Source organism: Falsiroseomonas sp. CW058 (assembly GCF_050563535.1).
Taxonomy (GTDB): domain Bacteria; phylum Pseudomonadota; class Alphaproteobacteria; order Acetobacterales; family Acetobacteraceae; genus Falsiroseomonas.
The window spans coordinates 1-25,617 of sequence record NZ_JBNXUO010000034.1; the positions used below are offsets into that span (position 1 = coordinate 1).

The 25,617-nt window shown below is 74.6% G+C and carries 27 protein-coding genes; 14 read left to right on the plus strand and 13 right to left on the minus strand.

What is annotated here, in order from left to right; translation table 11 throughout:
* The 6 genes from ACK8OX_RS21060 to ACK8OX_RS21085 form a co-directional block, all read right to left on the minus strand.
* On the minus strand, positions 1-443 hold a 443-nt coding region (locus ACK8OX_RS21060; protein WP_430666216.1), incomplete at its 3' end, for an ankyrin repeat domain-containing protein.
* 209 nt (positions 444-652) lie between these two features.
* On the minus strand, positions 653-1,009 hold the full coding sequence (locus ACK8OX_RS21065) for a hypothetical protein (RefSeq protein ID WP_430666217.1): 357 nt from the start codon (positions 1,007-1,009) through the stop codon (positions 653-655).
* Between the two features lie 2 nt (positions 1,010-1,011).
* Positions 1,012-3,150: a hypothetical protein gene (locus tag ACK8OX_RS21070; RefSeq protein ID WP_430666218.1), complete on the minus strand. Its 2,139-nt coding sequence runs from the start codon at positions 3,148-3,150 to the stop codon at positions 1,012-1,014.
* The gene (locus ACK8OX_RS21075) at positions 3,150-5,882 is read right to left on the minus strand and encodes a DUF4159 domain-containing protein (protein WP_430666219.1); all 2,733 of its coding nucleotides are present in this window, start codon (positions 5,880-5,882) and stop codon (positions 3,150-3,152) included. The genes ACK8OX_RS21070 and ACK8OX_RS21075 overlap by 1 nt, the downstream gene beginning before the upstream one ends.
* Positions 5,883-5,904: 22 nt before the next feature.
* On the minus strand, positions 5,905-6,765 hold the full coding sequence (locus ACK8OX_RS21080) for a DUF58 domain-containing protein (protein WP_430666220.1): 861 nt from the start codon (positions 6,763-6,765) through the stop codon (positions 5,905-5,907).
* A complete protein-coding gene (locus ACK8OX_RS21085) occupies positions 6,758-7,762 on the minus strand; it encodes an AAA family ATPase (protein ID WP_430666221.1) in 1,005 nt (334 codons plus the stop codon). The genes ACK8OX_RS21080 and ACK8OX_RS21085 overlap by 8 nt, the downstream gene beginning before the upstream one ends.
* Before the next feature lie 133 nt (positions 7,763-7,895).
* Here ACK8OX_RS21085 and ACK8OX_RS21090 point away from each other — a divergent pair, with 133 nt between their 5' ends.
* The 6 genes from ACK8OX_RS21090 to ACK8OX_RS21115 all read left to right on the plus strand — a co-directional run bounded on the left by ACK8OX_RS21090 (position 7,896) and on the right by ACK8OX_RS21115 (position 13,191).
* Positions 7,896-8,531, plus strand: a complete 636-nt coding sequence (locus tag ACK8OX_RS21090; protein ID WP_430666222.1) for a DUF1285 domain-containing protein — start codon at positions 7,896-7,898, stop codon at positions 8,529-8,531.
* A 63-nt stretch (positions 8,532-8,594) separates the two neighbouring features.
* Positions 8,595-9,212, plus strand: a complete 618-nt coding sequence (locus ACK8OX_RS21095; RefSeq protein ID WP_430666223.1) for a CoA pyrophosphatase — start codon at positions 8,595-8,597, stop codon at positions 9,210-9,212.
* Positions 9,213-9,257: 45 nt separating this feature from the next.
* Positions 9,258-9,542, plus strand: coding sequence for a hypothetical protein (locus tag ACK8OX_RS21100; RefSeq protein ID WP_430666224.1), 285 nt, complete (start codon positions 9,258-9,260; stop codon positions 9,540-9,542).
* Complete coding sequence (locus tag ACK8OX_RS21105) at positions 9,539-10,750, plus strand: CCA tRNA nucleotidyltransferase (RefSeq protein ID WP_430666225.1); 1,212 nt, start codon at positions 9,539-9,541, stop codon at positions 10,748-10,750. Before ACK8OX_RS21100 ends, ACK8OX_RS21105 begins: the two co-directional genes overlap by 4 nt.
* A 9-nt stretch (positions 10,751-10,759) precedes the next feature.
* Entirely contained in the window at positions 10,760-12,514 is a 1,755-nt protein-coding gene (locus tag ACK8OX_RS21110) for an ABC transporter ATP-binding protein (RefSeq protein WP_430666226.1), read from the plus strand.
* Complete coding sequence (locus ACK8OX_RS21115) at positions 12,511-13,191, plus strand: CatB-related O-acetyltransferase (protein WP_430666227.1); 681 nt, start codon at positions 12,511-12,513, stop codon at positions 13,189-13,191. The genes ACK8OX_RS21110 and ACK8OX_RS21115 overlap by 4 nt, the downstream gene beginning before the upstream one ends.
* Before the next feature lie 47 nt (positions 13,192-13,238).
* Here the strand turns inward: ACK8OX_RS21115 and ACK8OX_RS21120 are convergent, their stop codons facing one another.
* Positions 13,239-13,889: a tyrosine-protein phosphatase gene (locus ACK8OX_RS21120; RefSeq protein WP_430666228.1), complete on the minus strand. Its 651-nt coding sequence runs from the start codon at positions 13,887-13,889 to the stop codon at positions 13,239-13,241.
* A gap of 101 nt (positions 13,890-13,990) precedes the next feature.
* Between ACK8OX_RS21120 and ACK8OX_RS21125 the strand changes: the two genes are divergently transcribed.
* Both ACK8OX_RS21125 and ACK8OX_RS21130 read left to right on the plus strand, forming a co-directional pair.
* Positions 13,991-14,191 (plus strand): hypothetical protein, encoded by a 201-nt coding sequence (locus tag ACK8OX_RS21125; protein ID WP_430666229.1) that lies wholly within the window; start codon positions 13,991-13,993, stop codon positions 14,189-14,191.
* A 2-nt stretch (positions 14,192-14,193) separates the two neighbouring features.
* Entirely contained in the window at positions 14,194-14,430 is a 237-nt protein-coding gene (locus ACK8OX_RS21130; RefSeq protein ID WP_430666230.1) for a hypothetical protein, read from the plus strand.
* A 40-nt stretch (positions 14,431-14,470) separates the two neighbouring features.
* Here the strand turns inward: ACK8OX_RS21130 and ACK8OX_RS21135 are convergent, their stop codons facing one another.
* Complete coding sequence (locus ACK8OX_RS21135) at positions 14,471-15,460, minus strand: Bug family tripartite tricarboxylate transporter substrate binding protein (protein WP_430666231.1); 990 nt, start codon at positions 15,458-15,460, stop codon at positions 14,471-14,473.
* Between the two features lie 145 nt (positions 15,461-15,605).
* Here ACK8OX_RS21135 and ACK8OX_RS21140 point away from each other — a divergent pair, with 145 nt between their 5' ends.
* A complete protein-coding gene (locus ACK8OX_RS21140) occupies positions 15,606-16,541 on the plus strand; it encodes a hypothetical protein (RefSeq protein WP_430666232.1) in 936 nt (311 codons plus the stop codon).
* 18 nt (positions 16,542-16,559) lie between these two features.
* Here ACK8OX_RS21140 and ACK8OX_RS21145 read toward each other — a convergent pair whose 3' ends face one another.
* From ACK8OX_RS21145 to hemF, 3 genes are all read right to left on the minus strand, one after another.
* Positions 16,560-18,806 (minus strand): molybdopterin cofactor-binding domain-containing protein, encoded by a 2,247-nt coding sequence (locus ACK8OX_RS21145; RefSeq protein WP_430666233.1) that lies wholly within the window; start codon positions 18,804-18,806, stop codon positions 16,560-16,562.
* Between the two features lie 11 nt (positions 18,807-18,817).
* Positions 18,818-19,270 (minus strand): (2Fe-2S)-binding protein, encoded by a 453-nt coding sequence (locus ACK8OX_RS21150; RefSeq protein WP_430666234.1) that lies wholly within the window; start codon positions 19,268-19,270, stop codon positions 18,818-18,820.
* A 96-nt stretch (positions 19,271-19,366) separates the two neighbouring features.
* Positions 19,367-20,257 (minus strand): oxygen-dependent coproporphyrinogen oxidase, encoded by an 891-nt coding sequence (hemF, locus tag ACK8OX_RS21155; RefSeq protein WP_430666235.1) that lies wholly within the window; start codon positions 20,255-20,257, stop codon positions 19,367-19,369.
* Positions 20,258-20,552: 295 nt separating this feature from the next.
* Here hemF and petA point away from each other — a divergent pair, with 295 nt between their 5' ends.
* The 4 genes from petA to ACK8OX_RS21175 all read left to right on the plus strand — a co-directional run bounded on the left by petA (position 20,553) and on the right by ACK8OX_RS21175 (position 24,263).
* Positions 20,553-21,119, plus strand: coding sequence for a ubiquinol-cytochrome c reductase iron-sulfur subunit (petA, locus tag ACK8OX_RS21160; RefSeq protein ID WP_430666236.1), 567 nt, complete (start codon positions 20,553-20,555; stop codon positions 21,117-21,119).
* 68 nt (positions 21,120-21,187) lie between these two features.
* The gene (locus ACK8OX_RS21165; protein WP_430666237.1) at positions 21,188-22,459 is read left to right on the plus strand and encodes a cytochrome b; all 1,272 of its coding nucleotides are present in this window, start codon (positions 21,188-21,190) and stop codon (positions 22,457-22,459) included.
* Positions 22,459-23,247: a cytochrome c1 gene (locus ACK8OX_RS21170; RefSeq protein WP_430666238.1), complete on the plus strand. Its 789-nt coding sequence runs from the start codon at positions 22,459-22,461 to the stop codon at positions 23,245-23,247. The genes ACK8OX_RS21165 and ACK8OX_RS21170 overlap by 1 nt, the downstream gene beginning before the upstream one ends.
* 131 nt (positions 23,248-23,378) lie before the next feature.
* Positions 23,379-24,263: an S-methyl-5'-thioadenosine phosphorylase gene (locus ACK8OX_RS21175; RefSeq protein ID WP_430666239.1), complete on the plus strand. Its 885-nt coding sequence runs from the start codon at positions 23,379-23,381 to the stop codon at positions 24,261-24,263.
* A gap of 18 nt (positions 24,264-24,281) precedes the next feature.
* Here ACK8OX_RS21175 and ACK8OX_RS21180 read toward each other — a convergent pair whose 3' ends face one another.
* Both ACK8OX_RS21180 and ACK8OX_RS21185 read right to left on the minus strand, forming a co-directional pair.
* On the minus strand, positions 24,282-24,524 hold the full coding sequence (locus ACK8OX_RS21180) for a hypothetical protein (protein ID WP_430666240.1): 243 nt from the start codon (positions 24,522-24,524) through the stop codon (positions 24,282-24,284).
* A 27-nt stretch (positions 24,525-24,551) separates the two neighbouring features.
* A complete protein-coding gene (locus ACK8OX_RS21185; protein ID WP_430666241.1) occupies positions 24,552-25,214 on the minus strand; it encodes a dienelactone hydrolase family protein in 663 nt (220 codons plus the stop codon).
* Positions 25,215-25,340: 126 nt separating this feature from the next.
* Between ACK8OX_RS21185 and ACK8OX_RS21190 the strand changes: the two genes are divergently transcribed.
* The gene (locus ACK8OX_RS21190; protein ID WP_430666242.1) at positions 25,341-25,526 is read left to right on the plus strand and encodes a DUF4169 family protein; all 186 of its coding nucleotides are present in this window, start codon (positions 25,341-25,343) and stop codon (positions 25,524-25,526) included.
* Positions 25,527-25,617 lie beyond the last annotated feature (91 nt).

Below are 25,617 nucleotides of genomic sequence, written 5' to 3' on the forward strand. Positions count from 1 at the left end.
GTGGCGGGCGGCGCATCGAGCGCGGTGCCGGGCGGCGGCGGCGCGGGGCTGCGGGAGGTGTCGCGCGCCGAGAGCAGGTAGAAGGAGATCTCCGTCCGCCCCTGGTCCACCGCCGCATCGATCGGCGTCAGCCCCAGACGGTTGCGCGCGTCGAGGCTGGCGCCCCGGCCCACCGCGTCCCGCACGGCGGCGAGGTCGCCGCGGTTGATGGCGTCGAACAGGGCGGCGTTGGGCGACAGGTTGGCGGCCGGGTCGGCCTCGATCGGGGCGGGGGTGCGGCGGCCAGACAGGCCCGGCAGGGCCGGGGCGGGCGCCTGCTGGGGCGCGGCCTCGCCGCGCTGCGGGATCATGCCGGGCGTCGCGCCCGAGGCCTGGGCCGCGGCCTCGCCCGGGGGGGTGGCCAGCAGCAGGACGGCGGGAAGCAGGGTGAGGGCGCGGCGCATGTGCGGAAGCTAGGCGAAAGCGCCGCCGTACGGAAGGCCGCCGGCAATCCCGAAGGGTCTCTCATGCCCGGCTCGCCAAGTCCCGACCTGCGGCCTGCGCCGCAGGCCGAGCGCCCGAACGGGCGCCTCCGCGGATGCGGCGAAGCCGAGCGCCGGAGGCGCGCTGGCGTCTGGAGCATGACATGCGTCAGCACGTCATGAGCCCGGCATCAGCCGCAGCCCTCGCCGCGGAAGGTGAAGCTTTCCACCCGCCCCTCCCGCAGGGCGAAGGTGATGTCGCAGCCCACCACGGCATAGGCGGGCGGCGCCGGCACATAGCCCCAGCGCGGCCCATAGGGCGTGAAGAAGGGCCGGTCGAAGCCGGGCTGGGAGACGGCGACGGCGCGCCGCTGCTCGAATTGCAGGAAGCGCCGGCCATCCGCCTCATGCGTGCGCACCGGCACGCCGAGCGCGGCGACGAGGTCGCCCTCGCTGCGTCCAACGAGCGTGGAGAGCCGTTCGCCGAGCGTCGGCCCCTGCGCGCAGGCGGCCAGCAGCAGCGGCAGGGCGAGGAATGCGGGGCGCATGGTCACCTCCCTTCGCGTCTCCAGGCGAGCAGAACCAGGCCCAGCACCAGCGGCAGCGCCAGCCAGGGCGGCAGCAGCGGCAGCGCGGTGATGCCGGTCACCGTGTGGTCGGCGTTCCGCCGCAGCCCGATCCAGCCCGCGCCCTGCCCGTCCCGCCCGGCGGCGACGCGGCGCAGCTCCGGCAGGGCGGGCGCGGCGCCCGCGCCCATCCAGCGCACGGCGCCGCCGGTCGCCTCCGCCAGCGGGCGCAGCACCGCCTCGGTCGCGCGCAGGTCGGCGACCTCCATCGGGTTGCGCGCCTCGGCCGCGGCATAGGCGGTGCGCCGGCCGTCGGCGGCGGACCAGACGCCGGGCTGGGTCGCCGCCATCTCCACCGTCGCGCGGCCGCCGCGGGCCTCAGGGCGGTGGCGGGTGACGCTGCCGTCGGGGGCGGTGATGGCGATCTCGGGCGGCGGGCCGGCTTCCAGGCTGCGGCGCAGCACGGTCATCTGGCCGTGGTCGATGCGCGCCGTCAGGTCCTCCTCCTCCAGCTCCGGCTCCTTCATCGTCCAGTGCGCGATGCGGCGCAGCAGCTCGCCCTGCGGGCCGCCGCCGTCATGCCCGCGCGACCACAGCCAGATGTGGTCCGACAGCATCAGCGCCACCCGCCCCTCGCCCACGCGGTCCAGCAGCATCAGCGGCGCGCCGCCCGGCCCTTCCATCACCACGCTGCCCGAACGCGGCTCGGCGCGCAGCGCGCGGTACCAACGGCCCCATGTGGCCTCGCCGGGCGCGCCGGCGGGGTTGGCGCCGGGCAGGTTCTCCGTCACCGGGTGGCGGCCGCCGGTCTCCGTCACGCGCGGGCGGAAGGCGCCTTCCAGCAGCGCCGCCTGCGCCGCCCCGGGGCCGGAGGGCGGGCGCGCCGGGATGACTTGGCCGAGCGGCGTGGCGGCGAGGCTGGTGGGGCCCAGGAATTCCGGCCCGACCGACAGCAGCAGCGCGCCCCCGCCGCGCACGTAGTCGGCGATGTTGCGCAGGTAGACCGGCGGCAGCAGCCCGCGATTGGCGAAGCGGTCGAAGACGATCAGGTCGAAGTCGCGCAGCTTCACCTGGAACAGCTCCCGCACCGGGAAGGCGATCAGCGCGAGTTCGTGCAGCGGCGTCAGGTCGTCCTTCTCGGGCGGGCGGAGGATGGTGAAATGCACCAGGTCCACATTCGGGTCGGCCTTCAGCAGCCGCCGCCAGGTGCGTTCCCCCGCATGCGGCTCCCCGCTGACCAGCAGCACGCGCAGCCGGTCGCGCACGCCGTTGATGGCGACCACCGCGCGGTTGTTGAGGTCCGACACCTCGCCGGGCCGCGTCTCCGCCGTCAGCTCAACCACGGTCGGGCCGCCGCGCTCGATGTTGAGCGTGATGCGGTGCTCGCGCCCGACCGGCACGCTCTCCACCCGCGGCGGGGCGCCGTCGCGGCGGATGGACAGCCGCGCGGCGCCGCCCTGCGAGGGCGCGACACCCAGGTCCTCCACCACCACGCGCAGTTCGACCGGGCGGCCGACGATGCCGAAGCCCGGCGCCTCCACCACGCGGATGCGGCGGTCAACCTCGCCGGGCTGGCCGGGCAGCAGCAGGTGGAAGGGCGCATCGAGCGCGGGGGCCGCCGGCAGGTCGTGCACCTGCCCGTCGCTCAGCGCGATCACGCCGGCCAGCCGCGCGCGCGGGATGTCGGCCAGGGCGCGTTCCATCGCGGTCCACAGCCGCGTGCCCTGGTTGCCCGCCTCCGGCGCCTCCACCGTGCGGAGTTCCAGTTCCGGCAGGCGCCGCGCGCGGGCCTCCAGCGCCTCGCGCGCCGCCTCGACCTGGGCGGCGCGGGGGCCGAGCGCCGCGCTGTCGCTGCGGTCCACGACCAGCAGCGCGATGTCGGGCCGCGTCTCCCGCGTCTCCTCCACCAGCCGGGGGTTGGCCAGCGCCAGCAGCAGCGCGGCGAAGGCGAGCAGGCGGAACAGCGCGCCCCGCGCGGGGGCCAGCCGCCGCGCCCCGGCCGCGTCCCGCACCACGCGCAGCAGCGCCGGCGCCAGCGCCAGCAGGGCCAGCGCGGCCAGGCCCGCCAGCAGCCAGGGCGGGATGACCGGCGCGAAATCCACCCCTGCGAGCGCCTGTCGCATCAGTTGCCCAACCTTTCGAGGATGGCCGGCACATGCACCTGGTCGCCCTTGTAGTTGCCGGTCAGGGCGTACATCACGAGGTTGACGCCGAAGCGGTAGGCCAGCGTGCGCTGCCGCGCGCCGCCCGGGATCGCGGCATAGGGGTTGTTGCCCCGCGCATCGATCGCCCAGGCCGCCGCCCAGTCATGCCCGCCGATGATCACCGGGCTCACGCTGTCATTCGCGCGGTCCTGTTCGCGCGCCACCCAGACCGTGCCGCCGGCGAAGCGGCCGGGCAGGTCCTGCAGCAGGTAGAAGGCGCGCTTCAGCACATGGTCCTCCGGCACGGGCGCGAGCGGCGGGACGGAGAGGTCGCGCGTCACCCGCCGCAGCGCGGCGCGGGAGCCGGGGGAGAATCCCTCGCCCGATCCCTCGTCGCGCGTGTCGAACAGGATGATGCCGCCATTGCGCATGAAGCCGTTCAGCGCGGCCGCCGCCGCGGCGTCCGGCGCCGACCCCTCGCCCAGCACGGGCCAGTAGAGCAGGGGGTAGAAGGACAGGTCGTCGCGCCCCGGCGCCACGCCATGCGGCTCCGCCAGCGCCGCGGCCGTGCGGCGGTTGACGAAGTCCGAAAGTCCCACGAGCCCCGCGCGGGAGATGTCGTCCACCTCCGCATTGCCGGTCAGCACATAGGCCAGCCGCGTGGCCAGCGCCGGGCTGCCGTCCTGCGGCGCCTGCGCCGCCGCCGGCGTCGCCAGCAGCAGCGCCACCGCCGCGCCGCGCGCCACCGCAGCCCCGCGCCCCAGCACGCCGCGCAGCAGCAGCGAAACCAGCAGGTCCGCCACCAGCAGGATCATCGCCGCGGCCAGCAGCCAGGGCCCGAGGTCGCGTTCCGCCGGCACGCCGCCGATGGTGGCGCTGCGGGCGGCGGCGGGCGGCGCCGCGGCCGGGCGCGGCGCGGGGATGCCGGCGCCGAGGTTCAGCGCACGGCGGAAGGCGGCATCGCCGCCCGCCGCGCCGCTGCCGTACCAGCCCGGCGGATGGCGGGGCGAGGGGGCCTCCGCCTCGACCCGCGCGGCCGCGATGGGCTGCGCGCCGGGCGGCGGGGCGCCGAGCCGGCCGAAGCCGTCCAGCGTCTCCTGCGGGGCCAGCGGCGCCTCGCCTTCCGCGCCCGCGACGCCGGCGGATTGCGCGACCAGCCGGCGCAGCATCTCCACGAACAGGCCGGACAGCGGCAGGTTCGACCATTCCGCATTGGCGGTGACGTGGAACAGCACGATGCGCCCGGCGCCGCGGCCCTCCTGCGTCACCAGCGGCGTGCCGTCCGCCAGCCGCGCCCAGGTGCGCCCCGTCAGCCGCGCCGAGGGCTCGGCCAGCACCTGCCGCTCCACCGTCACTTCCGGCGGCGGCGCCAGCCCGGCGAAGGGCGATCCCTCGGGGAAGGGCGCCAGCGACTGCGGCCGTTCCCAGGACAGCGCGCCGCCGATCTGCCTCTCCCCCGCGCGCAGCGGCACCGGCAGCAGCCCGTCGGGGGCTTCGGCCAGGCGCGCGCCGGCGAAGCGCAGGAGCGTGCCGCCCGCCTCGATCCAGCGCGTCAGCTGTTCGCGTTCGCGCCCTTCGGCCACCGGGCGGTCGGCCATCACCAGCACCGACAGCCGGCGCGCCAGCAACTGCTCCACGCTGCCGCGGCGCAGCTCGGCATATGGCGACAGCGCGCGTTCGAGGTAGAACAGCTCCCCGATCAGCGGCACGTCCGCCGCCGCCTCCTCGCCGCCCGAGATCAGCCCGACCGGCCTGCGGCGGAAACGCTCGTCGAGCAGCACGGTCGCATTGGCGCCGACGACGCCGTCGAGGTCGAGGCGGACCACCTGGTTGCGGATCTCGATGGGCAGCGGCATCGCGGCCTCGGCCTCCGTCGCGCCGGCGGGGATGGGGATGACGGCGCGGTCCAGGGTGCGGCCATCGCCGGTGCGGGCCAGCACCACCGCCTCGGTCGGCACCGGCAGCGGCGTGGTGCGGACCGAGACGACGAGCCGGTCGGCCTCGGCGCGCGGCGGCGGCAGCAGGCGCGTCGGGCGGCCCTCGGCGCGGGCGACGGTCAGCGGGCCGGCCGCGGCCAGCGCCTCGGCGAGCGGGGGGAAGGCGTCGGCGCCGTGCTCGACCCCGTCGGCGACGTAGAGCGTGGCGAAGCCGCCCGGATGCTGCGCCCGCCAGGCGGCCAGTGCGGCCAGCGCGCCGTCCCGGTCCGGCGCCCAGGGCTTCGGGCGCAGCGCGGCGAGCCGCCCGCGCAGTTCCTCGGGCGGCATCAGCCCGGTGATGCGCGGCGCCTCCGGCAGGGCGGGCGGCGCGGTCAGCAGCAGGGCGGTGCGCCGGCCCTCCCGCGCCGCGCCTTCCAGCGCGGCCTCGGCGGCGGCGACGCGGTCGGGCCAGTCGGCCGCGGCGGCCCAGCCATCGTCGATCGCGACGAGCAGCGGGCCGGACCCGCCGCCGCCTTCCGATGGTCCCCAGACCGGCCGCGCGAGGCCGAGGATGACCAGCGCCGCCGCCAGCAGGCGCAGCGCCAGCAGCCACCAGGGCGTGCGCGCCGGCGTCTCCTCCGGCGCGGGCATGTCGCGCAGCAGCGCGATGGCCGGGAAGTCCTGCCGCTTCGGCGCGGGCGGCGTGACGCGCAGCAGCCACCACAGCACCGGCAGCGCGGCGAGCGCGACCAGCAGCCAGGGCGCGGCGAAGGCGATGGGGCCGAGCGTCAGCATGGAACCCGTCCTCCGCGCCGCGTCACGTCGGCGCCAGGGCCTGGTGCAGCGCCAGCAGCGCCGATTCGGGCGGCTGGTCGGTGCGGTGGGTGGCGAAGCTCCAGCCCGCGCCGGAGGCCAGCGCGGCGAGGCCCGCGCGGTGGCGCGCGAGCCGCTCGGCATAGACCTCCCGCACCGCCTCCACCCGCGGCACGAGCGCCGGGGCCATGGCGGCGCCCACGCCCTCGAAGCGGACGCGCCCGGCATAGGGCAGCGTCTCCTCGGCGGGGTCGAGCACCTGCAGAAGGTGCCCGCGCACCCCCTGCGTCGCCAGCGCCGCGATGCGCCCGCGCGTCTGCTCCAGCGGTTCCCAGAAGTCGCCGAACAGCACGGCGCGCGCGTGGCGGGCCAGGCGGTGGTCCTCCGGCGCGGGCGCCATCCGTGCCAGCGCATCGGCGATGCCCGGCAGCGCGCCGCGGCCGGCGAAGGGGCGCGGCAGGCCGAACAGGCGCACGCGTTCGCCGCCGCGCAGCAGCAGCGACGCCAGCGCCAGCAGCAGGAGCTGCGCGCGCAGGCCCTTGGCCGGCACCTCCCGCCCGCTGCGCCATTCCATCGCCGGGCCGCGCGCGCACCACAGCGCGACGGTCTGCGCTGCCTCCCACTCCGTCTCGCGCACGAAGACGCGGTCGGCCTTGGCGCTCTGCCGCCAGTCGATGCGGCTGGCCTGGTCGCCGGCGACATAGGGGCGGAACTGCCAGAAGGCCTCGCCCGGGCCGGAACGGCGGCGGCCATGCACGCCGGGCATCACCGTGGCCGCGACGCGCTCCGCCTCCACCAGCAGCGGCGGCAGCGCCGCGCCGAGCTGCTCGGCCCAGGGGATGGTGAGGGCGGCGTCCCTAGCCAAGTTGCGCCTTCAGGCTGTCGAGCACCTCGGACAGGTGGACGCCATCCGCGCGGGCCGAGAAGTTCAGCGCCATGCGGTGGCGCAGCACCGGCTCGGCCAGCGCCAGCACGTCCTCGATGCTGGGGGACAGGCGGCCGTCCAGCACGGCGCGGGCGCGGGTCGCCAGCATCAGCGCCTGCGCGGCGCGCGGCCCCGGACCATAGGCCAGGTTGCGGCGGACGGAATCGAGCCCCGTCGTCTCCGGCCTGGCGCCGCGCACCAGGCGCAGGATGGCGTCCAGCACGCCTTCGCCCACCGGCAGGCGGCGGATCAGCGCCTGGGCGGCGATCAGCTCCGCCCCGGTCATGGCGGGCATCGCCCGCGCCTCCCGCGCGCCGGTGGTGGCGAGCAGCATGGCCCGTTCGGCATCGAGGTCGGGGTAGCCGACATCGATCTCCAGCAGGAAGCGGTCGAGCTGCGCCTCGGGCAGGGGGTAGGTGCCTTCCTGCTCGATCGGGTTCTGGGTGGCGAGCACGTGGAAGGGGCCGGGCAGGGGGTGGATCTCCCCCGCGATCGCGACCTTGTGCTCCTGCATCGCCTGCAGCAGCGCGGACTGGGTGCGCGGGCTCGCGCGGTTGATCTCGTCGGCCATCAGCAGTTGGCAGAAGACCGGGCCCTTGATGAAGCGGAAGGCGCGCCGCCCGTGCTGGTCCTCCTCCAGCACCTCCGAGCCCAGGATGTCGGAGGGCATGAGGTCCGGCGTGAACTGCACCCGCTTGGCGTCGAGCCCGAGCACGGTGCCGAGCGTCTCGACCAGCTTCGTCTTGCCGAGGCCGGGCACGCCGACGAGCAGCACATGCCCGCCCGAGAGCAGGGTGATGAGCGTGCGCTCCACCACCGTCTCCTGCCCGAAGATGACGCGGCCGACGGATTCGCGGACCCGGGCGAGCTTCGTGGCGAGGGCCTCGGCCTCCGCGACAAGAGATTGCGCCTCGGCGGGATCGGCCACTTCAACCATGCGGGTCAGGCTCCCTATATGCGGCGACGTCCAATATGGTCCGAGTATCCACCCTGCCTATCCCGCGCGCCACAGCGCCGAAGGGACGGGACCCCGGGGCGGCGGGCCGGACGGCACGGATGTGGGAAGGGTAATGAGCGAACGGCATCCGGAGAAAGGGCTGACCGGCCAGGCACCGCATCGCGCGCCGCCGGGACTGCCCCTCCCGCGGGGGAAGCGGGATTGCGGCGACTTCTCCATGCGCATCGCGCGGGACGGCACCTGGTTCTACCGGGGCAGCCCGATCGGGCGGAAGGAACTGGTGTGCCTCTTCGCCTCGGTCCTCAAGCGCGAGCCCGATGGCAGCTACTGGCTCGAGACGCCGGTAGAGCGCGGGCGCATCGACGTGGACGACGCCCCCTTCGTGGCGGTGGAGATGTTCTGGCGCAGCTGCGCCGACCCCTTCGCCCCCGACCCCAAGCCCCGCCAATGCCTGACCTTCCGCACCAACCTCGACGAGATGGTGACGGCCGATGCCGACCATCCGATCCGCGTCGAGATCGACCCGAGGACGCGCGAGCCGCGCCCCTATGTGATGGTCCGCCCGGGGCTGGAGGCGCGGATCAACCGCGCGGTGTTCTACGAACTCGTCGCCCTCGCCCAGCCCGAGACGGTGGATGGCCGCCAGGTGCTCGGCGTCTGGTCCGAGCACGTCTTCTTCCCGATCGACGAGGCGCCGCCCGGCCTCGATGCCCCGCACGGCACGGCGATGGACCGGGCCGCCGAGTGATCCGGACGGCCCGTATCGTCCTGCGCCGGCGCCCGGCACGGGTGGCGGCGGGATCCTGACCGCATGAGCCTGACTGTTCCGCCGGTCCTGCCCTCCCGGACCGAGGTCGAGGCGCGGCTCGCCGACCCCGCGGCGCTGGCGCGGGCCGAGGCGATGCGCGTCGACGACTTCGACCGCGGCGAGACCCCGCAGCTGAAGCCCGCCGCCGTGCTGGTGCCGATCGTCTGGCACGAGGCCGGGCCGGGCATCCTGCTGACGGTGCGCTCCGCCCGGCTCTCCTCCCATGCCGGGCAGGTGGCCTTCCCCGGCGGCCGGCTGGAACCCGGCGAGACGGCGGAGGTCGCGGCCCTGCGCGAGGCGGCGGAGGAGGTGGGGCTCGACCCGCGCCTGCCCACCCTCGTCGGCACGCTGCCGGACCACCGCACCGGCACCGGCTACCGCGTGACGCCGGTGGTCGCCTTCCTCGACCCGCCGCTGGACCTCACGCCCGACCCGGGGGAGGTGCAGGCGATCTTCGAACTGCCGCTGGCCACCGTGCTCGACCCCGCCGCCGCGATCCGCCGGCAGGGGGAATGGCGGGGGCGGCGGCGCGAATACTGGGTCTGGCCGCATGACGAACACCTGGTCTGGGGCGCGACGGCGGCGATCCTGATGAACCTGTCGCGCGTGCTGCGCGGCTGACCGGCCGGGCTGCCGGCGCGGGACGAAGGGACTATATGTTCCGCCATGGCCGCCATCGTCGCCGTCCTCCTCGTCCTCACGCCCTTCGGGCTCTACCTGCTGTGGCGCCGGGTCGGGCCCGGCACGGGGGAGCCATCCTCCGGCGCCGTGATGGCGCTGCTGCTTGGCGTCGGGCTGATGCTGGGGGGCGCGGTCTGGTTCGGCCTGTCGCGCAGCTTCGACCGTGGCGAGGCCTATGTGCCCGCCGTGCTCGGCCCCGATGGTACGGTGCAGCAGGGCCATGCCGGCGCCCCGCCCGCCGCGCGCCCCCCCGCCGGGCCGGGGCGTTGAGCGCCAACCCGCCGCAGGACCGCATCGCCCCGCCCGGCTTCCTCGCCACCGGCGCGCCGGCCGCGGTGCTCGGCGCGCTGCCCGGCGCGCGTGCCGTCGGCGGCTGCGTGCGGGACGCGCTGGCGGGGCGGGCGGTGCATGACATCGACATCGCCGCCCCCCTGCCGCCGGAGGAGATCGCCCGCCGCCTCTCCGCCGCCGGGCTGAAGGTGTTCGAGACCGGGCTCGCCCACGGCACCGTCACCGCCGTGCTGGACCACCAGCCGGTCGAGGTCACGGCGCTGCGGCGCGATGTCGCGACCGATGGCCGCCACGCCGAGGTCGCCTGGACCACCGACTGGCGCGAGGATGCCGAACGGCGGGACTTCACCATCAACGCCATGTCCTGCGACGCGGCGGGGCGGCTGTGGGACTATTTCGGCGGCCGCGCGGACCTGGCGGCGGGGCGGGTGCGCTTCGTCGGCGACCCCGCGACGCGGCTGGCGGAGGATTACCTCCGCGCGCTGCGCTTCTTCCGCTTCTGGGCCCGCTACGGCCGCGGCGCGCCCGATGCCGCGGCGCTTGCCGCCATCCGCGACGCGGCCGAAGGGCTGCGCGCGCGCATCGCGCCCGAGCGGATCTGGATGGAGCTGAAGCGCCTGCTGGAGACCCCCGACCCGGTGGCGGCGCTGGAGGCGATGGAGACGACCGGCATCCGCGGTGCGGTGCTGCCGGAAGGCGCCGACCCCGCCGCGCTGCGCGCCGGCCTCGCGCTCGGCCTGCCGGCCGACCCGGTGCTGCGCCTCGCCGTGCTGGTGCCGGGCGCCGTGGCGCCGGGTGCCCCGTCCGGCCGCCTGCGCTGGTCGAAGGACGAAGCCGCGCGCTTCGCCGCCGCGCGGGACCTGACGCCGCTGGATGCGGGCACCGATGCCGCCGCGCTGCGCCGCCTGCTGGCCTGCCACCCGCGCGACCGCCTGCTGGACCGCACCTGGGTGGCGCAGTCCCGCGGGCAGGCCGGCGACTGGCCGGGCTGGCGCGCGCGGCTGCTGTCGCTGGAGGTCCCGGTCTTCCCGGTGCAGGGGCGCGACCTGCTGGCGCGCGGCATCCCGCCGGGGCCGGCGCTCGGGCAGTGCCTGGCGGAGCTTCGCGCCTGGTGGATCGCCGGCGGCTGCACCGCGACGCGGGAGGAATGCCTCGCCGAACTGGCCCGCCTCGCCCGGGCCCGCTAGACCCCTGCCATGGCCCGCCCCGCCTTCGATGCCGCCTCCCTCCCGCTGGTCCGCCGGCTCTGGCGCGAGCATATCCGCCACCACCCGCGCCTGCTCGCGCTCGCCGCGCTCTGCACGCTCGGCGTCGCGGGCACCACCGCGCTCTATCCCGTCATCATCCAGCAGGCCTTCAACCGCTTCGCCGAGGGCGATGCGAATGTCGTCTGGCTGCTGCCGCCGGTCATCATCGCCGTCACCTCGGCCAAGGCGGTCACGCAATACGGCCAGGCGGTGGCCACGCAATCCGTCGTGCTGCGCGTGGTCGAGGGGCTGCAGCGGCGCCTGTTCGCGGCCCTGACCCGCGCCGACCTCGCCACCGTCGCGAAGGACGCCCCGGCGCGGCACGCCGCGCGCTTCACCACCGATGCCGGCCTGATCCGGGAGGCGCTGACCAAGGGCATCTCCGGCTTCGCCGACATCCTGACGGTGATCGGCCTGGTCGGATCGATGCTGTGGATGGACTGGAAGATGGCGCTGCTGGCCGCGCTGCTCTACCCCGTCGCGGCCTGGCCGATCCTCACCATCGGCAAGCGCATCCGCCGTGCCTCGGCCGGCATGCAGGACCGCGTGGGGGAGACGGCGGCCCTGCTGAACGAGAGCTTCGGCGCCGCCCGCGTGGTCCGCGCCTATCGCCTGGAAGCGGCCGAGCAGGCGCGCGCCGAGGGCGCCTTCGCCCGCTTGCGGGAGAGCACCTTCGCCATCCAGCGCAACCGCGCGCGGCTCGACCCCGTGCTGGAGGCGCTGGGCGGCCTTGCCGTGGCCGGCGTGCTGGGGTTCGTCGGCTGGCGGGTGGCGAACGGGCTCGGCACCATCGGCGACTTCACGGGCTTCGTCGCCGCGCTGCTGATCGCGGCGCGGCCGGTGCGCGCGCTCGGCAGCCTGAACGCGGCGCTGCAGGAAGGGCTCGCCGGCCTGTCGCGCGTGTTCTCCGTGGTGGACGAGACGCCGCGCATCCTCGACGCCCCCGATGCCCGCCCCCTGCCCGAGGGCCGCGGCCGCGTGGTGTTCGAGGAGGTGGGCTTCACCTATGACGGCGTGCCCGACGCCGCGCTGTCCGGCCTGTCCTTCGTGGCGGAGCCGGGGCGCACGGTGGCGCTGGTCGGTCCCTCCGGTGCGGGGAAGTCCACCGCGCTGGCGCTGGTGCCGCGGCTCTACGAGGTGACGGCGGGGCGCATCACGCTGGACGGCGCCGACCTGCGCGCGGTGACGATGGCGAGCCTGCGCGACGCCATCGCCTATGTCGGGCAGGACGCCGTGCTGTTCGACGACACCGCGCTTGCCAACATCGCCTGCGGCCGCCCCGGCGCGACGCCCGCGGAGGTGGAGGCGGCCGCCCGCGCCGCGGCGGCGCACGACTTCCTCGCCGCCCTGCCGGCCGGCTACGCCACGCCGCTCGGCCCCGGCGGGTCGCGCCTGTCGGGCGGGCAGCGCCAGCGCGTCAGCCTCGCCCGCGCGCTGCTGCGCGACCCGCGCGTGCTGCTGCTGGACGAGGCGACGAGCGCGCTGGACGCGGAGAACGAGGCGCTGGTGCAGGGCGCGCTGGCGCGGCTGCGCGCGGGGCGCACCACGCTGGTCATCGCGCACCGGCTGTCCACCGTGCGGGATGCCGACCTGATCGTGGTGATGGAGGCCGGGCGCGCGGTGGAACAGGGCACCCATGCCGAACTGATGGCGCGCGACGGGCTCTATGCCCGGCTGGTCCGCACCCAGGCCTTCGCCGCATGACGCGCTCGGCGGCGGAAGCGGCGCGGCTGCCCGACCCCGGCGCCATCCTGCCGGTGCCGAACAAGCCGCGCATCGTCTTCCTGAAGCCGCTGTTGGCCACGCTGACCGGCTTCGGCAATGTCGAGGTGGGCGACTTCACCTATTACGACGACCCGCTGCACGGGCAGGACTTCTTCCGCCGCAACATCGGCTACAACTTCCAGGCCAGCGGCGCGCGCCTGACGATCGGGAAGTTCTGCGCCATCGCCACCGCGGCGCGCTTCATGATGCCGGATGCGATGCATGCGATGGCGGGCCCCAGCACCTATCCCTTCGGCATCCTCGGCGGCGCCTTCGCCGGCGCGCTGCCGCTGTCGGATTATCCCTGGCGTGGCGGCGGCGACATCGTGGTGGGGCACGATGTCTGGATCGGGGCGGAGGCGCTGGTGCTGCCCGGCGTCACCATCGGCCATGGCGCGGTGATCGGCACGCGCGCCGTCGTCACCCGCGACGTGCCGGACTATGCCGTGGCCGCCGGCAACCCGGCGCGCGTGGTGCGCCGGCGCCGGACGGAGGAGGAGGCGGCGCGGCTGGTCGCGCTGGCCTGGTGGGACTGGCCGGCGGCGCGCATCGCGAAGGCGGTGCCGCTGCTGGTGAAGGGGCCGGTCGCCGAACTGGAAGCCTTCGCGCGGGGGTGATCCGGGGCCGATGACGCGCCGCGCCGCGTCATCGGCCGGCACGGACCCTATTCGCGCCGCAGCACGCCATCCACCAGCCGGTCGGCCCAGGGGCGGCTCTGGAAGGTCGCGCGCAGCGCCGCCTCGTCATAGTCCTCGCGCAGCCAGTCGAGGAAGGGTTTCGGGCCTGCCGCAGCATGGGCGCGGAAGAAGGCGTCGAGGATGCCGGTGCGGCTGGCCGAGACATGGCCGAAGCGCCAGTGCAGCTGGTCCAGCGCCTCCGCGACCGGGCGGCCCTGCAGCAGCAGCCACACCCCCGCGATCAGCCCGGTGCGGTCGGCGCCGGACTTGCAGTGGATCAGGATCGGCTCCGGCAGGTCCTTCAGGATCTCCACCAGCCGCAGGATGCGGTCCTTGTGGGGGGCGCCTCGGCTTTCGAAGGGCGCGTCCACATGGACAAGGCCGAGCGCGCCCGCCCGCGCGCGGCCCAGCGCATCCGACCCGCAATGGCGCCGGTGGCCGCGCAGGTTGATGACGGAACGCAGCCCGAAGCGGCGCTGCGCCGCCGCCAGCTGCCAGGGCAGCGGGTGGTTGGAGCGGTAGAGCCGCCCCGGCTCCACCACCCCCCAGTTGCGCCAGGGGATGCGCAGCGCCGCATGGTCCACCAGCAGGCTGTTGAGCCAGGCGCGGCGGCGCCCGGCGGATGAGGAGAGGTCCACGCGCCGGGATATGGCGGCAGAACGCGGCCAAGGCCAGACGCTGCAACGAACGCGGCCCCGCGCGGGGCGTTCAGGCCGTTCCACACCAAGGGGCCACCAGCATGTCCAAGGCGCATCTTCCCCCCGTCCCGCCCGCCAACCGCGCCCCCCAGGGCGGCAACGACGCGAAGCAGAAGGCCGACATCGCCGCCGGCAAGGCCGAGGGCGTGGAGGATTCCACCGACCGCAAGCTCGAACAGCAGGGCCGCCAGGGGAACACCTGGCAGAACACCCACCACCAGGGCTACCAGCAGGACCGCTGAGCATGAGCAGCCCCCGCCAGACCGACCACAAGCCCGAGACGGACCGCCACGGCGGTGGCCCCGGCAGCAGCCACCAGGGCGGCAGCCACGGCAACACGACCCGCGCCCGCGACGGCCACGGCCCGGACCCGGACGAGCCGACCAACACGGCCAAGAGCCGTACCTCGGGCGGCGGCGGCGAACGCGACAGCCACCACACCCACGACCCGGAGAGTAAGGGCGACCGCAAGGGCTACTGAGCGGGAAGGGGGCCCGCCGCCGGCGCGGCCCCCCCGCCTGCTAGTCCAGCCGCGCGCCGGAGACGCGGACGACCTCCTGCCACATCGGGCGTTCGCGCGCGACGCGTTCCGTCACCGCCTCGGGCGTGCTGGACACCGCCTTGGCGCCGGCGCGCAGGAAGCGGTCCTGCATCGCGGGGTCGGACGAGATCTCGCGCACCGCCGCGCTCGCCCGCTCCACGATCGGGCGCGGCACGCCGGCGGGGAAGGCCATGGCGCACCAGCTCGTCACCACGAAGTCGGGCACGCCGACCTCGGCCATGATCGGGATGTTCGGCAGCGTCGCCCAGCGTTCGCCCCCCGTCACCACGAAGGCCTTCATGCGCCCTTCCTGGATCACCGGCACGTAGCTCGCGAGGTTGTCGAGCGCGAAGTTCAGGTCGCCCGCCAGCATCGCGGGGATGATCTGCGCCGCGCCGCGGAAGGGCACATGCGTGCCGTCGATGCCGAGCCGGCTGGTGAACATCGCGCCGCTGAGATGCGCCGTCGTGCCCACCCCCGGCGAGCCGAAGGACACGCCGTTGCGCTGCGCCTTCGCCCAGGCCAGGAATTCCTGGAAGTTGTTCGCCGGGTTGTGCTGGGCCGAGACGACCAGGACGTTGGGCAGTTCCCAGTGCATCGAGATCGGCTGGAAGTCGCGCTGCGGGTCGAAGGGCAGGCGCGTGTAGAGGAACTGGTTGATGTGCCAGGCGCCCAGCGTCAGCGGCGCCATCGTGTAGCCGTCGGGCGCGCTCTTCGCCAGCGCGTCGGCGCCGATGTTGCCGCCCGCGCCGGGCCGGTTCTCCAGCACGAAGGACTGGCCGAGCCGCTGCTGCAGCTGCTCGCACAACAGGCGGCACAGCACGTCGGTGGACCCGCCCGGCGGCCAGGGCACGATGACGCGCACGGTCCGGTTCGGCCAGGTCGAGCCCGCGACCCCCTGGGCGATGGCGGGCGCGGCGAGCGGCGCGGCCAGCGCGGTGCCGAGCAGCGTGCGGCGACGGAATTCCATGCGACGTTCTCCCGTGTTTCTGCGCCCAGGATAGTCCGGTCCCGGCGTGGCGCGAAGGGCGGCGCGGTGGGCAGCGGACGCGGCACCGCATCCCCTGTTAACCCGGCGCTCACCCCTCGGCGCGAGGCTGCGGCGGGAGGTCCCGATGCACGCCGAACCGGCAGCCCTGGCCGAGTTGCAGCGCCTGGTCAGCCGCCTGGAGCAATCCGGGCTGGCCGCGCGCCGCGCCGACGTGGCCGCCCTGCTCGACCGGTCGAAGGCGCTGCTCGGCCCCGCGGAGCCCGCGCCGCGCCGGCAGCCGCCGCGGCGCGCCCGCGCCCGTCCCGCGGCGAAGCTGCGCGGCCTCGGGCTGCTGGGGCTGGACCTGCTGGCGGCAGGGGCGGGCCTGGTGATGGCGGCCGGGCTCGTGGCGCCGCCGGGCCATGCCGTCGCGGTGCTGGCGGCCGCCCTCGGCTGGTTGCTGCTGCGCTGGGGCGGCGCGCCGCGCCTGCTGGCCGAAGCCGCGTTCCGCCTGCGCTACGCCGCGCGCTGGACCTGGCTGTGGCTGGCCGAGGCCTTCAGCGAGACCGCCTTCGAAAGGCTGCAACGCCTGCTCGACGCGCGGGAGGTGATGCGCGGCTGGCGGGGCTGGCGCGCGGGGCTGCGCCGCCGCGCCCGCGTGGCGGATGTGGAGGCCTTCCTCGAGGCCGGCTACGGGCCGCAGGCGGCGGCGGCCTTCCGGCGCGCACTCGCGGCGCATGGTCCTGGCCGGGCACCGTTGGTGGAGCCGCCGCTGCGCTGGTCCCTCCTCATCACCCTGTTCGAGGAGATCGCGGCCGGCGATGCGCTCTGGCCCGCGCCGGCCTCGCCGCCCGCCGCGCCGCCGTCCGATCCCGCCCCGGCGCCGCAGGCCGACCCGCCGGAGCGGGTGCGGCAGCGAGCCGGGCTGCAGGACGCCATCCGCCGCAAGCGCGCCGAGATCGAGCGGACGCAGGAATGGAAGCTGAAGACCCCCGCGGAGTTCGAGCAGCGCGACCGCCACGTCGCCCAGCTCCGCGCGGAGCTGGGCGTGCTGGAGGCGGAGCTGCGCGCGCTGGGCTGAGGCGCCCGCCCGGTGCCTTCAGGCCCCGCCCAGGCGCTGCTTCGCGAAGGGCAGGCTGCGGATGCGCCGGCCGGTCAGGGCGGCGACCGCGTTGGTGACGGCGGGCGGCACGCCCGGCGTGCCGGGCTCCCCCACGCCGCCCATCGGCGCGCCGCTCTCGACGATCCGCACATGCACGCGCGGCATCTCGGCCCGCGCAAGGATGCGATAGGCGTCGAAGTTGCGCGGCACCGGGCGGCCATCGTCGAAGGCCACCTCCTCATAGGCGGCGGAGGACAGGCCGATGGCCACCGCGCTTTCCACCTGCGCCGCGATGATGGCGGGGTTGACGATGCTGCCCGGGTCGATCGCCACCCAGACATCGTGCACCACCACCTCGCCCTCGCGGACCGAGACCTCGGCGATGGTCGCGACCTCGGACCCGAAGGGCGACGCCATGGCGATGCCCCGCGCGCGGCGCCCGCCATCGGCCGCCGTGAAGGGCCCGCGCCGCCAGCCGCCCGACAGCTCCTCCACCGCGTCGAGCAGCGCCAGCAGCCGGGCGTTGCCGGCGAGGTGCGCGCGCCGGAAGGCCAGCGGGTCCTGCCCCGCGGCCTCCGCCACCTCGTCCAGGAAGCACTCGTACATCCAGTCGTTCATCGAATGGCCGACCGAGCGCCAGAAGCCGACATTGACCGGATGCGGCACATGCACCCAGTCCACGCGGCGGTGCGGGATGTCGTAGGGCTTGTCGGCGATGCCCTCGGTCGCGCTGGTGTCGACCGGCGGGTTGCCCAGCCGCGCCGTGCCGAAATGCTTCGCCACCGGCCCTTCGCCCGGCACCGTCGCGTGGAAGGCGGCGATGCGGCCCTGCGCGTCGAGCCCGGCGCGCAGCCGCGCGAAGGCCAGCGGGCGGTAGGCGTCGCGGGCGAACTCCTCCTCCCGCGTCCAGGTCACCTTCACCGGCTTCTGCACCGCGCGCGCCAGGCGGATGGCCTGGTTCATCGGGTGGTGCTGGCCATAGGTGAAGTGCCGCCCGAAGAAGCCGCCGAGCAGCGGGGTGTGGATGCGGACCTTCGCGGGCTCCACCCCCGCTTCCCGCGCTGCGATGGCCTGGAACTGCTCCGGCGCCTGGTTCGGCGTCCATACATCGAGCGTGCCGTCCGCGTTGAGGCGCGCCAGGGCCGATGGCGGCTCGAGCTGGGCATGGGCGAGGTAGGGGGCGTCGTAGTCGGCCGTCACCACCCGCGACGCCGCGCGCAGCGCCGCCGGCGCATCGCCGCGCAGGTCGCGCGCGGGGTTGCCCGGCATGTCCGCCTGCGCCCGCAGCAGCGCGAGATGCCCGGCGGAGGAGAAGTCCTCCGCCACCACCACCTGGCCGGACAGCGCGGTCCAGGCGACCTCGGCGGCCGCGGCCGCCTTCCTCGCGCGCCAGAAGCTGTCCGCGACCACCGCGACCGCGCCGGGCAGGCGGTGCACCGAATGCACGCCGGGCATGGCGCGCAGCGCGGGCTCGTTCAGCACCTCGCCCGGCTCGGCGCCGGCGCGCGGGGCGTGGACCACGGCGGCCTGCAGCATGCCGTCCACGCGCTGGTCGATGCCGTAGGACGCCCGCCCCGTGCTCTTCGCGCGGCTGTCGAGCCGCTTCGCGGGCTGGCCGATCAGGCGGAAGGCGCCGCCCGCCTTCGGCTCCGCATCGGCCGGCACGGGAAGCGCCGCCGCGGCCTCGGCGAGGTCGCCATAGGGGATGCGGCGGGCGGAGGCGGCGTGGGTGACGAAGCCCGGCTCCGTCCCGCATTCCGCCGCGGCGACGCCGAGTCGCGCCGCCCCCGCCTGCACCAGCATCGCCCGAGCCGTCGCGCCGAGGACGCGGAAATGCTGGAAGCTGTTGCGGACGGAGAAGCTGCCGCCGGTGACGCGGCGGGTGCCGTTGAACAGCACCTGGTAGTCGGCACCGGCCGGCGCGACCTCGACGTCGAAGCTGGCCAGGTCGGCGTCGAGTTCCTCGGCCACGATCTGCGCCACCGCGGTGTGGATGCCCTGCCCGCCCTCGGCGAAGGGGTTCTGCAGCAGGATGCGGCCATCGGGGCGGATGGTCAGGTAGGCCGCGACCTTGCGGGCATGGGCGAGCCCGCCCATCGCCTGGGCGCGGGCCGGGCGCGGAGGGATGCCGAGCGCGAGCAGCAGCCCGCCGCCGAAGCCCGCGGCCATCGCCGCGCGGCGGGAGAGGTTGACGGCCGCGCCGCCCTCGAAGGCGGCGAGCAGCGTCACGTCGAGCCGGGTCATCGCCGCCTCCCTCACGCCGCGTCCGCCGCCTGGCGGATGCCGGCGGCGATCGCGTTGTAGGTGCCGCAGCGGCACAGGTTGGTCATGGCCTGGCGGATCCGCTCCTCGTCCGGGCGCGGGGTCTCCTTCAGCAGGGCCGTCGCGGCCATGAGCTGGCCGGACTGGCAGTAGCCGCATTGCGGCACGTCGAGCGCGACCCAGGCCTCCACCAGCCGGCGGCCGACGGGATCGGCCTCGATCGCCTCGATGGTGGTGACGGCCCTGCCCGCCACGCCCTCCACCGGAAGCTGGCAGGACCGCGTGGCGACGCCGTCCACCAGCACCGTGCAGGCGCCGCATTGCGCGACGCCGCAGCCGTATTTGGTGCCGGTCAGGCCCAGCGTGTCGCGCAGCACCCAGAGCAGGGGGGTGTCGGCCTCGACATCGGCGCGGCGAAGCTCGCCGTTGACGGTGATCTCGACCATCGGGGGTCTCCTGGACGGGGCCGTTGGCCGGCCGCTGGGCGCGGAGATTGCCGCCCCGGGCGCCCCCGTGTCGATTCCCGTCTGCGTTGCCGAAGGTTACGGCCAGCCGGTCTCGGGCGGGAGCGACATCAGGATGGCCTCGACATTGCCGCCGGTCTTCAGGCCGAAGATGGTGCCGCGGTCGTAGAGCAGGTTGAACTCCACGTAGCGGCCGCGCCGCATCAGCTGGTGGGCGCGCTCCGCCTCGGTCCAGGGCTCGTGCATGCGGCGGCGGACGATGGCGGGGTAGGAGTCGAGGAAGGCGAGGCCGACATCCTTCGTGAAGGCGAAGTCCGCCTCGATGCCCTTGCCGGGGGTCCGGTCGCCGAGCCAGTCGTAGAAGATGCCGCCGAGGCCGCGCGGCTCGTTGCGGTGGGGCAGGAAGAAGTACTCGTCGCACCACTGCCTGAAGCGCGGGTAATAGCCAGGATCGTGGCGCTCGCAGGCGGCGCGGAAGGCGGCGTGGAAGGTGGCTGCGTCCTCCAGGCTGTGGGGGGCGGCGTGGTCCATGGGCGTGATGTCGCCGCCGCCGCCGAACCAGGACCGGCTGGTGACGATGAAGCGCGTGTTCATGTGCGCGGCCGGCACGCGCGGGCTGCGCATGTGCGCGACGAGGCTGACGCCGGTGGCGAGGAAGCGGGGATCGGCCTCCGCCCCCGGGATCTGCTTGCGGAACTCGGGGGAGAATTCGCCGAAGACGGTGGAGACGTTGACCCCCACCTTCTCGAACACCCGTCCCTTCATCACCGACATCACGCCGCCGCCCCCTTCCGGCCGGTCCCAGGCGGTGCGGGCGAAGCGGCCGGGCGGCAGGGCGGCGTGCGGGCCGGAGGCAAGCTCGTCCTCGCAGGACTCGAAGGCGGCGCAGAGCCGGTCGCGGAGCGTCTCGAACCAGGCCCGTGCCTGCGGGACGAAGGGGTGGTCGGCCGGGGCCGGGCTGTCGGGCATGGGTCCTCCGCCGCGGCGCCCCTGCGCGCCGCGCGGGGGCGAGATTGGCAGGCCGCCCGGCCGAAGGCGACCCCTGCGGGGCACGGCGCGGGGGACGCGGCGCGGCGATTTCGGCCCGGGGGCCGGATGGACAGGTTCGGGAACCACCCCTTATATGCGCCGCAGCGCCCCGCGGCGGGCAGCACCGGCATGCGCGCGCCCGATGGGCGTGACGGCGGCCGCGGCTGCATCGGGGTGCGTCTGATCTGCTGGCTGATGCGTGCCGCCCCGGCGGGGCGCGGAAAGGGACGAGGACATGGCCGAGACGATGGCCTCCAATAGTGCGCCGCACGGCGCCGGGGAGGCGCCGGGCGAGACCCGTCGGGACTTCCTGAAGCTGACGACGGGTGCCTTCGCCGCCGTCGGCGTCGGCGTGGTGGCCTGGCCCTTCGTCCACTCCATGAACCCGGCGCGCGACGTTCTTGCGCTTGCCAGCACCGAGGTGGACCTCGGCCCGATCCAGGCCGGCCAGGCGGTGACGGTGGTGTGGCGCGGCAAGCCGGTCTTCGTGCGCCACCGCACGGCGGAGGAGATCCAGCAGGCCCGCGCCACGCCGCTGTCCGAACTGAAGGACCCGGTGCCCGACCAGCGCCGCGTGCAGCGCGACCAGTGGCTGATCGTGCTCGGCGTCTGCACGCATCTCGGCTGCGTGCCGCTCGGCCAGAAGCCGACCGACGCGCGCGGCAACTACGGCGGCTGGTTCTGCCCCTGCCACGGCAGCCACTACGACACGTCGGGGCGCATCCGGCTCGGCCCCGCGCCGACGAACCTTGCGGTTCCCGAATACACCTTCACCTCTCCCACGCAGATCCGCATCGGCTGACGGCGCGAAGGGCGCGGCATCCCCCGCGCCCGCCCCGCGGCCCGACAACCCGAGGAGCCAAGGTCCCCATGGCCATCGGCCTTCACGACAGTCCCTTCAAGAACCCCGTCATCCGCTGGATCGACAGCCGGATGCCGGTGTTCACCATGATCCAGAAGGAATACGGGACGTTCCCGACGCCCCGGAACTTCAACTACTTCTGGAACTTCGGCGCGCTCGCCATGGTCAACCTCGTGATCATGATCGCGACCGGCATCTTCCTGTCGATGCACTACACCGCGCACACCTCCTACGCCTTCGACAGCGTGGAGCGCATCATGCGCGACGTGAATTTCGGCTGGCTGCTGCGCTACGTCCACATGAACGGCGCCAGCATGTTCTTCATCGTCGTCTACATCCACATCTGGCGCGGCCTCTGGTACGGGTCCTACAAGGCCCCGCGCGAGCTGCTGTGGATGCTCGGCGTCGTCATCTTCCTGCTGATGATGGCCACCGCCTTCATGGGCTACGTGCTGCCCTGGGGCCAGATGTCCTTCTGGGGCGCCACCGTCATCACCAACCTGTTCAGCGCCATCCCGCTGGTGGGCGAGAGCATCGTGACCTGGCTGTGGGGCGGCTTCAGCGTCGACAACCCGACGCTCAACCGCTTCTTCAGCCTGCACTACCTGCTGCCCTTCGTGATCGTGGGCGTGGTCTTCCTGCATGTCGCGGCGCTGCACATCACGGGGTCGAACAACCCGCTCGGCATCGACCCGAAGGGGCCGCAGGACACGCTGCCCTTCCACCCGTACTACACGGTGAAGGACAGCGTCGGCCTGGTGGTGTACTTCATCGTCTTCGCCTTCCTGGTGTTTTTCATGCCCAACTACCTGGGCCACCCGGACAACTACATCCCCGCGAACCCGCTGGTGACGCCGGCGCACATCGTGCCGGAATGGTACTTCCTGCCCTTCTACGCCATCCTGCGCGCGGTGCCGGACAAGCTGGGCGGCGTGGTGCTGATGTTCGCCTCCATCGCCATCCTGTTCGTGCTGCCCTGGCTCGACACCTCCCCGGTGCGGTCCATGCGGTTCCGGCCGGTGGCGCGCTGGGCGCTGCTGCTCTGGGGCGTCAGCTTCTTCGTGCTGATGTGGGCGGGCGCCAAGCCGGCCGAGGGCGTCTACGTCGCCATCGCCCGCGTCGCGACCGCCTACTACTTCGCCTATTTCCTGGTGATCCTCCCGCTGCTGGGCCGGCTCGAGCGGCCGCTGACGCTGCCGGAGAGCATCGCCAGGCCGGTGCTGCGCGGAGGCGGGCCGATTCCCGCCGGCGCGGCGGCCAAGCCGATGGAGAAGCCCTGATGCGCCCCCTGATGCGGCACGCCCGCACCCTGCTCGGCGCCCTGGCGCTCGGCGCGACGGTCGCCCTCAACCCGCTGCCCGCCCGCGCGGCGGGCGAGGCGATCGCCCTGCCGCCGGTCAGCTTCTCCTTCGAGAACATGTTCGGCACCTTCGACCGCGGGTCGCTCCAGCGCGGCTTCCAGGTCTACAAGGAGGTCTGCTCCGCCTGCCACGCCATGCGGATGCTGTCCTACCGCAACCTGCTCGAGATCGGCCTGTCCGAGGAGCAGGCGCGCGCCGTGGCCGCCAGCTTCCAGGTGACCGACGGCCCGAACGACCAGGGCGAGATGTTCGAGCGCCCCGGCCGCCTGTCCGACCGCTTCCGCCGGCCCTTCGCGAACGAGCAGGCGGCGCGCGCGGCGAACAACGGCGCCTATCCGCCCGACCTGTCGGTGATGGTGAAGGCCCGCCCGAACGGCGCGGACTACCTGCACGCGCTGCTGACCGGCTACGCCGACCCGCCCGCCGGCTTCACGCTGATGGACGGGATGAACTACAACAAGTACTTCCCCGGCCATCAGATCGCGATGCCGAACGTGCTGAACCCCGGCCAGGTCGAATTCGCCGACCGCACCGAGGCGACGGTGGACCAGATGGCGCGCGACGTGACCACCTTCCTCGCCTGGGCCGCCGAGCCGGAGCTGGAGCAGCGCCGCGCCATGGGCGTGCGCATCATCCTGTTCCTGATCGTGCTCGGCGGGCTGACCTATGCGGTGAAGCGCAAGGTCTGGGCCGACGTGAAGCACTGACCGCACCGGCATTCCCCAGGACCAGGGCCGCCCCGCAGGGGGCGGCCCTTCTTCGTTGCGGGCCGCAGCGCCTTCATGCGGCGCCCGCCCTGCTGTAGAAGCGCGCCGACCCGCAGGGAGAGCCGCGCCGCATGACCGCCACCATCAACCCCGTCATCGGCCTGATCGGCGGCTCCGGCCTCTACGACTTCCCGGGGCTGGAGGAGCGGGAATGGCGCCGCGTCGATTCCCCCTTCGGCGCGGCGTCGGACGAGATCCTGTTTGGCCGCCTCGGCGGCGTGCCCATCCGCTTCCTGCCGCGCCACGGCCGCGGCCACCCGACCCCGCCGTCGGAGCTGAACTACCGCGCCAACATCGACGCCATGAAGCGCGCTGGCTGCACCGAAATCGTCTCGCTCTCCGCCGTGGGGTCGCTGCGGGAGGACCTGCCGCCGGGCCATTTCGTGATCGTCGACCAGTTCATCGACCGCACCTTCGCCCGCCACAAGACCTTCTTCGACAGCGGCTGCGTCGCCCATGTCTCGATGGCGCATCCGGTCTGCCCGCGCCTCGGCGACGCGATCGAGGCCTCGGCCCGCGGGCTCGGCCTGCCGGTGACGCGGGGGGGGACCTATCTCGTGATGGAGGGGCCGCAGTTCTCCACCAAGGCGGAAAGCCTGCTCTACCGGTCCTGGGGCTGCAGCGTGATCGGCATGACCAACATGCCGGAGGCGAAGCTCGCGCGGGAGGCGGAGCTCTGCTACGCCACGGTCGCCATGGTGACGGATTTCGACTGCTGGCACCCCGACCATGACGCGGTGACGGTGGAGCAGGTGGTGAAGGTCCTGTTCTCCAACGCCGACAAGGCGCGCGCGCTGGTCGCGGCGCTGATCCCCGGCCTCGGCGCGCCCCGCGGCGCCTGCCCGGCGGGCTGCGACCGGGCGCTGGACCACGCGCTGATCACCGCGCCGGAGAAGCGGGATCCCGCGGTGCTGGCGAAGCTGGACGCGGTGGCCGGGCGGGTGCTGCGCGCATAGCGGCCCCGGCCGCGCGCCTCAGCGCCGCTGCTGGTTCGCCGCGTCCACCTCGGCGAGGTTCTCCACCGTCACCGCCAGCGCGCCCGGCGCGGCCGCGCCCTCGCGCCGGCGGCGGCGGAGCATCACCGGCACGAGGAAGACGATGACCGCGAGCAGGATCAGCACCGCGAAGGGGTATTGCGGCTGGTCGGCGCGGTTCGACCAGATCGGGATCATCGCCAGGAAGAACAGGCAGATGCCCGAGGTGATGTAGTAGCCCATGGCCGTGTCTCCTGCGGGAAGCCCGCGTCAGCCGAGATGCGTGGCGAGGAAGCCGAGGCTGCGCCGCTGCGCCAGCGCGGCGTCCGGCGCGCTGTAGGTGCCGCGCTCGTCGCAGCCGAAGCCGTGCTGCGCGCCGGGATAGACGAAGACCTCCACCCCCGGCTGCGCGGCTCGGATCAGCTCGACATCGGCCATCGGGATGGAGGCGTCCTTGTCCCCGAAATGCAGCTGGACGGGGCAGTTCGGCACTTCGGTCCGGGTGCCGGCGATGCCGCCGCCATACCAGCCCACCGCCGCGCGGAAGCTGTGGGACCGCGTGGCGCCCCACCAGGCGACGCTGCCGCCCCAGCAGTAGCCGATGATGCCGCGCGCGGCGCCGGCGGGCAGGGCGGCCGCCGCCGCCTCGACATCCGCCAGCGTCCCGGCTTCCGGGACCTTCGCGCGCAGGTCGCGGCCGCGCTGCACGTCGGCCGGCTGGTAGCCGAGCTCGACCTCGCGCTCCACGCGGTCGAACAGGGCGGGGCAGACCACCGCATAGCCCTCGGCAGCGAGCCGGTCGCAGACGGTGCGCATGTGGTGGTTCACGCCGAAGATCTCCTGCACCACCACGAGCCCGCGCTTCGCGTCCGCGGGCCCGGCGGTGTAGGCGGAAAGGCGGTGGCCGTCGCTGGCGGTGAGCTGGATGTGCATCGCGCGTGTCCGTCCCGGTGGCGGCGCCCGGCGGTCCACCGGGTGCCATGGAAGTGTCGGGGCCGTCCGCGCCCATGCGGCGGGGCGGCAATTCCGCTCGCGGCGGCCCTGCTCTACTCTCCCGCCATGGGCGATCCCGTCAACCTGAACAAGGCGCGCAAGGCGCGCGATCGCGCAATGCGGGAGGCCGAGGCCGCCGCGAACCGCGCGAAGCACGGGCGCAGCAAGGCCGAAAAGGCGAATGACCGGCGCGAGGAGGAGCGGCGCCGCGCGCTGCTCGACGGCGCCCGGAAGGAGGAGACGCCGGGCTGAGCGGCCTGCAGGGCCCTCGGAGCCGCGTGCCATGGCCACGGGGAGCAACTCTGCGCGAGCAAGCACCAATCCGGGTCGGCCCCCAGCCGAT

Coding starts and splice junctions, on each gene's coding strand:
- ACK8OX_RS21065 (WP_430666217.1), bottom strand. CDS start 1,009: ATGCGCCCCGCATTCCTCGCCCTGCCGCTGCTGCTGGCCGCCTGCGCG.
- ACK8OX_RS21070 (WP_430666218.1), bottom strand. CDS start 3,150: ATGCGACAGGCGCTCGCAGGGGTGGATTTCGCGCCGGTCATCCCGCCC.
- ACK8OX_RS21075 (WP_430666219.1), bottom strand. CDS start 5,882: ATGCTGACGCTCGGCCCCATCGCCTTCGCCGCGCCCTGGCTGCTGGTC.
- ACK8OX_RS21085 (WP_430666221.1), bottom strand. CDS start 7,762: ATGGTTGAAGTGGCCGATCCCGCCGAGGCGCAATCTCTTGTCGCGGAG.
- ACK8OX_RS21090 (WP_430666222.1), top strand. CDS start 7,896: ATGAGCGAACGGCATCCGGAGAAAGGGCTGACCGGCCAGGCACCGCAT.
- ACK8OX_RS21095 (WP_430666223.1), top strand. CDS start 8,595: ATGAGCCTGACTGTTCCGCCGGTCCTGCCCTCCCGGACCGAGGTCGAG.
- ACK8OX_RS21100 (WP_430666224.1), top strand. CDS start 9,258: ATGGCCGCCATCGTCGCCGTCCTCCTCGTCCTCACGCCCTTCGGGCTC.
- ACK8OX_RS21110 (WP_430666226.1), top strand. CDS start 10,760: ATGGCCCGCCCCGCCTTCGATGCCGCCTCCCTCCCGCTGGTCCGCCGG.
- ACK8OX_RS21115 (WP_430666227.1), top strand. CDS start 12,511: ATGACGCGCTCGGCGGCGGAAGCGGCGCGGCTGCCCGACCCCGGCGCC.
- ACK8OX_RS21125 (WP_430666229.1), top strand. CDS start 13,991: ATGTCCAAGGCGCATCTTCCCCCCGTCCCGCCCGCCAACCGCGCCCCC.
- ACK8OX_RS21130 (WP_430666230.1), top strand. CDS start 14,194: ATGAGCAGCCCCCGCCAGACCGACCACAAGCCCGAGACGGACCGCCAC.
- ACK8OX_RS21135 (WP_430666231.1), bottom strand. CDS start 15,460: ATGGAATTCCGTCGCCGCACGCTGCTCGGCACCGCGCTGGCCGCGCCG.
- ACK8OX_RS21140 (WP_430666232.1), top strand. CDS start 15,606: ATGCACGCCGAACCGGCAGCCCTGGCCGAGTTGCAGCGCCTGGTCAGC.
- ACK8OX_RS21145 (WP_430666233.1), bottom strand. CDS start 18,806: ATGACCCGGCTCGACGTGACGCTGCTCGCCGCCTTCGAGGGCGGCGCG.
- ACK8OX_RS21150 (WP_430666234.1), bottom strand. CDS start 19,270: ATGGTCGAGATCACCGTCAACGGCGAGCTTCGCCGCGCCGATGTCGAG.
- hemF (WP_430666235.1), bottom strand. CDS start 20,257: ATGCCCGACAGCCCGGCCCCGGCCGACCACCCCTTCGTCCCGCAGGCA.
- petA (WP_430666236.1), top strand. CDS start 20,553: ATGGCCGAGACGATGGCCTCCAATAGTGCGCCGCACGGCGCCGGGGAG.
- ACK8OX_RS21165 (WP_430666237.1), top strand. CDS start 21,188: ATGGCCATCGGCCTTCACGACAGTCCCTTCAAGAACCCCGTCATCCGC.
- ACK8OX_RS21170 (WP_430666238.1), top strand. CDS start 22,459: ATGCGCCCCCTGATGCGGCACGCCCGCACCCTGCTCGGCGCCCTGGCG.
- ACK8OX_RS21175 (WP_430666239.1), top strand. CDS start 23,379: ATGACCGCCACCATCAACCCCGTCATCGGCCTGATCGGCGGCTCCGGC.
- ACK8OX_RS21180 (WP_430666240.1), bottom strand. CDS start 24,524: ATGGGCTACTACATCACCTCGGGCATCTGCCTGTTCTTCCTGGCGATG.
- ACK8OX_RS21185 (WP_430666241.1), bottom strand. CDS start 25,214: ATGCACATCCAGCTCACCGCCAGCGACGGCCACCGCCTTTCCGCCTAC.
- ACK8OX_RS21190 (WP_430666242.1), top strand. CDS start 25,341: ATGGGCGATCCCGTCAACCTGAACAAGGCGCGCAAGGCGCGCGATCGC.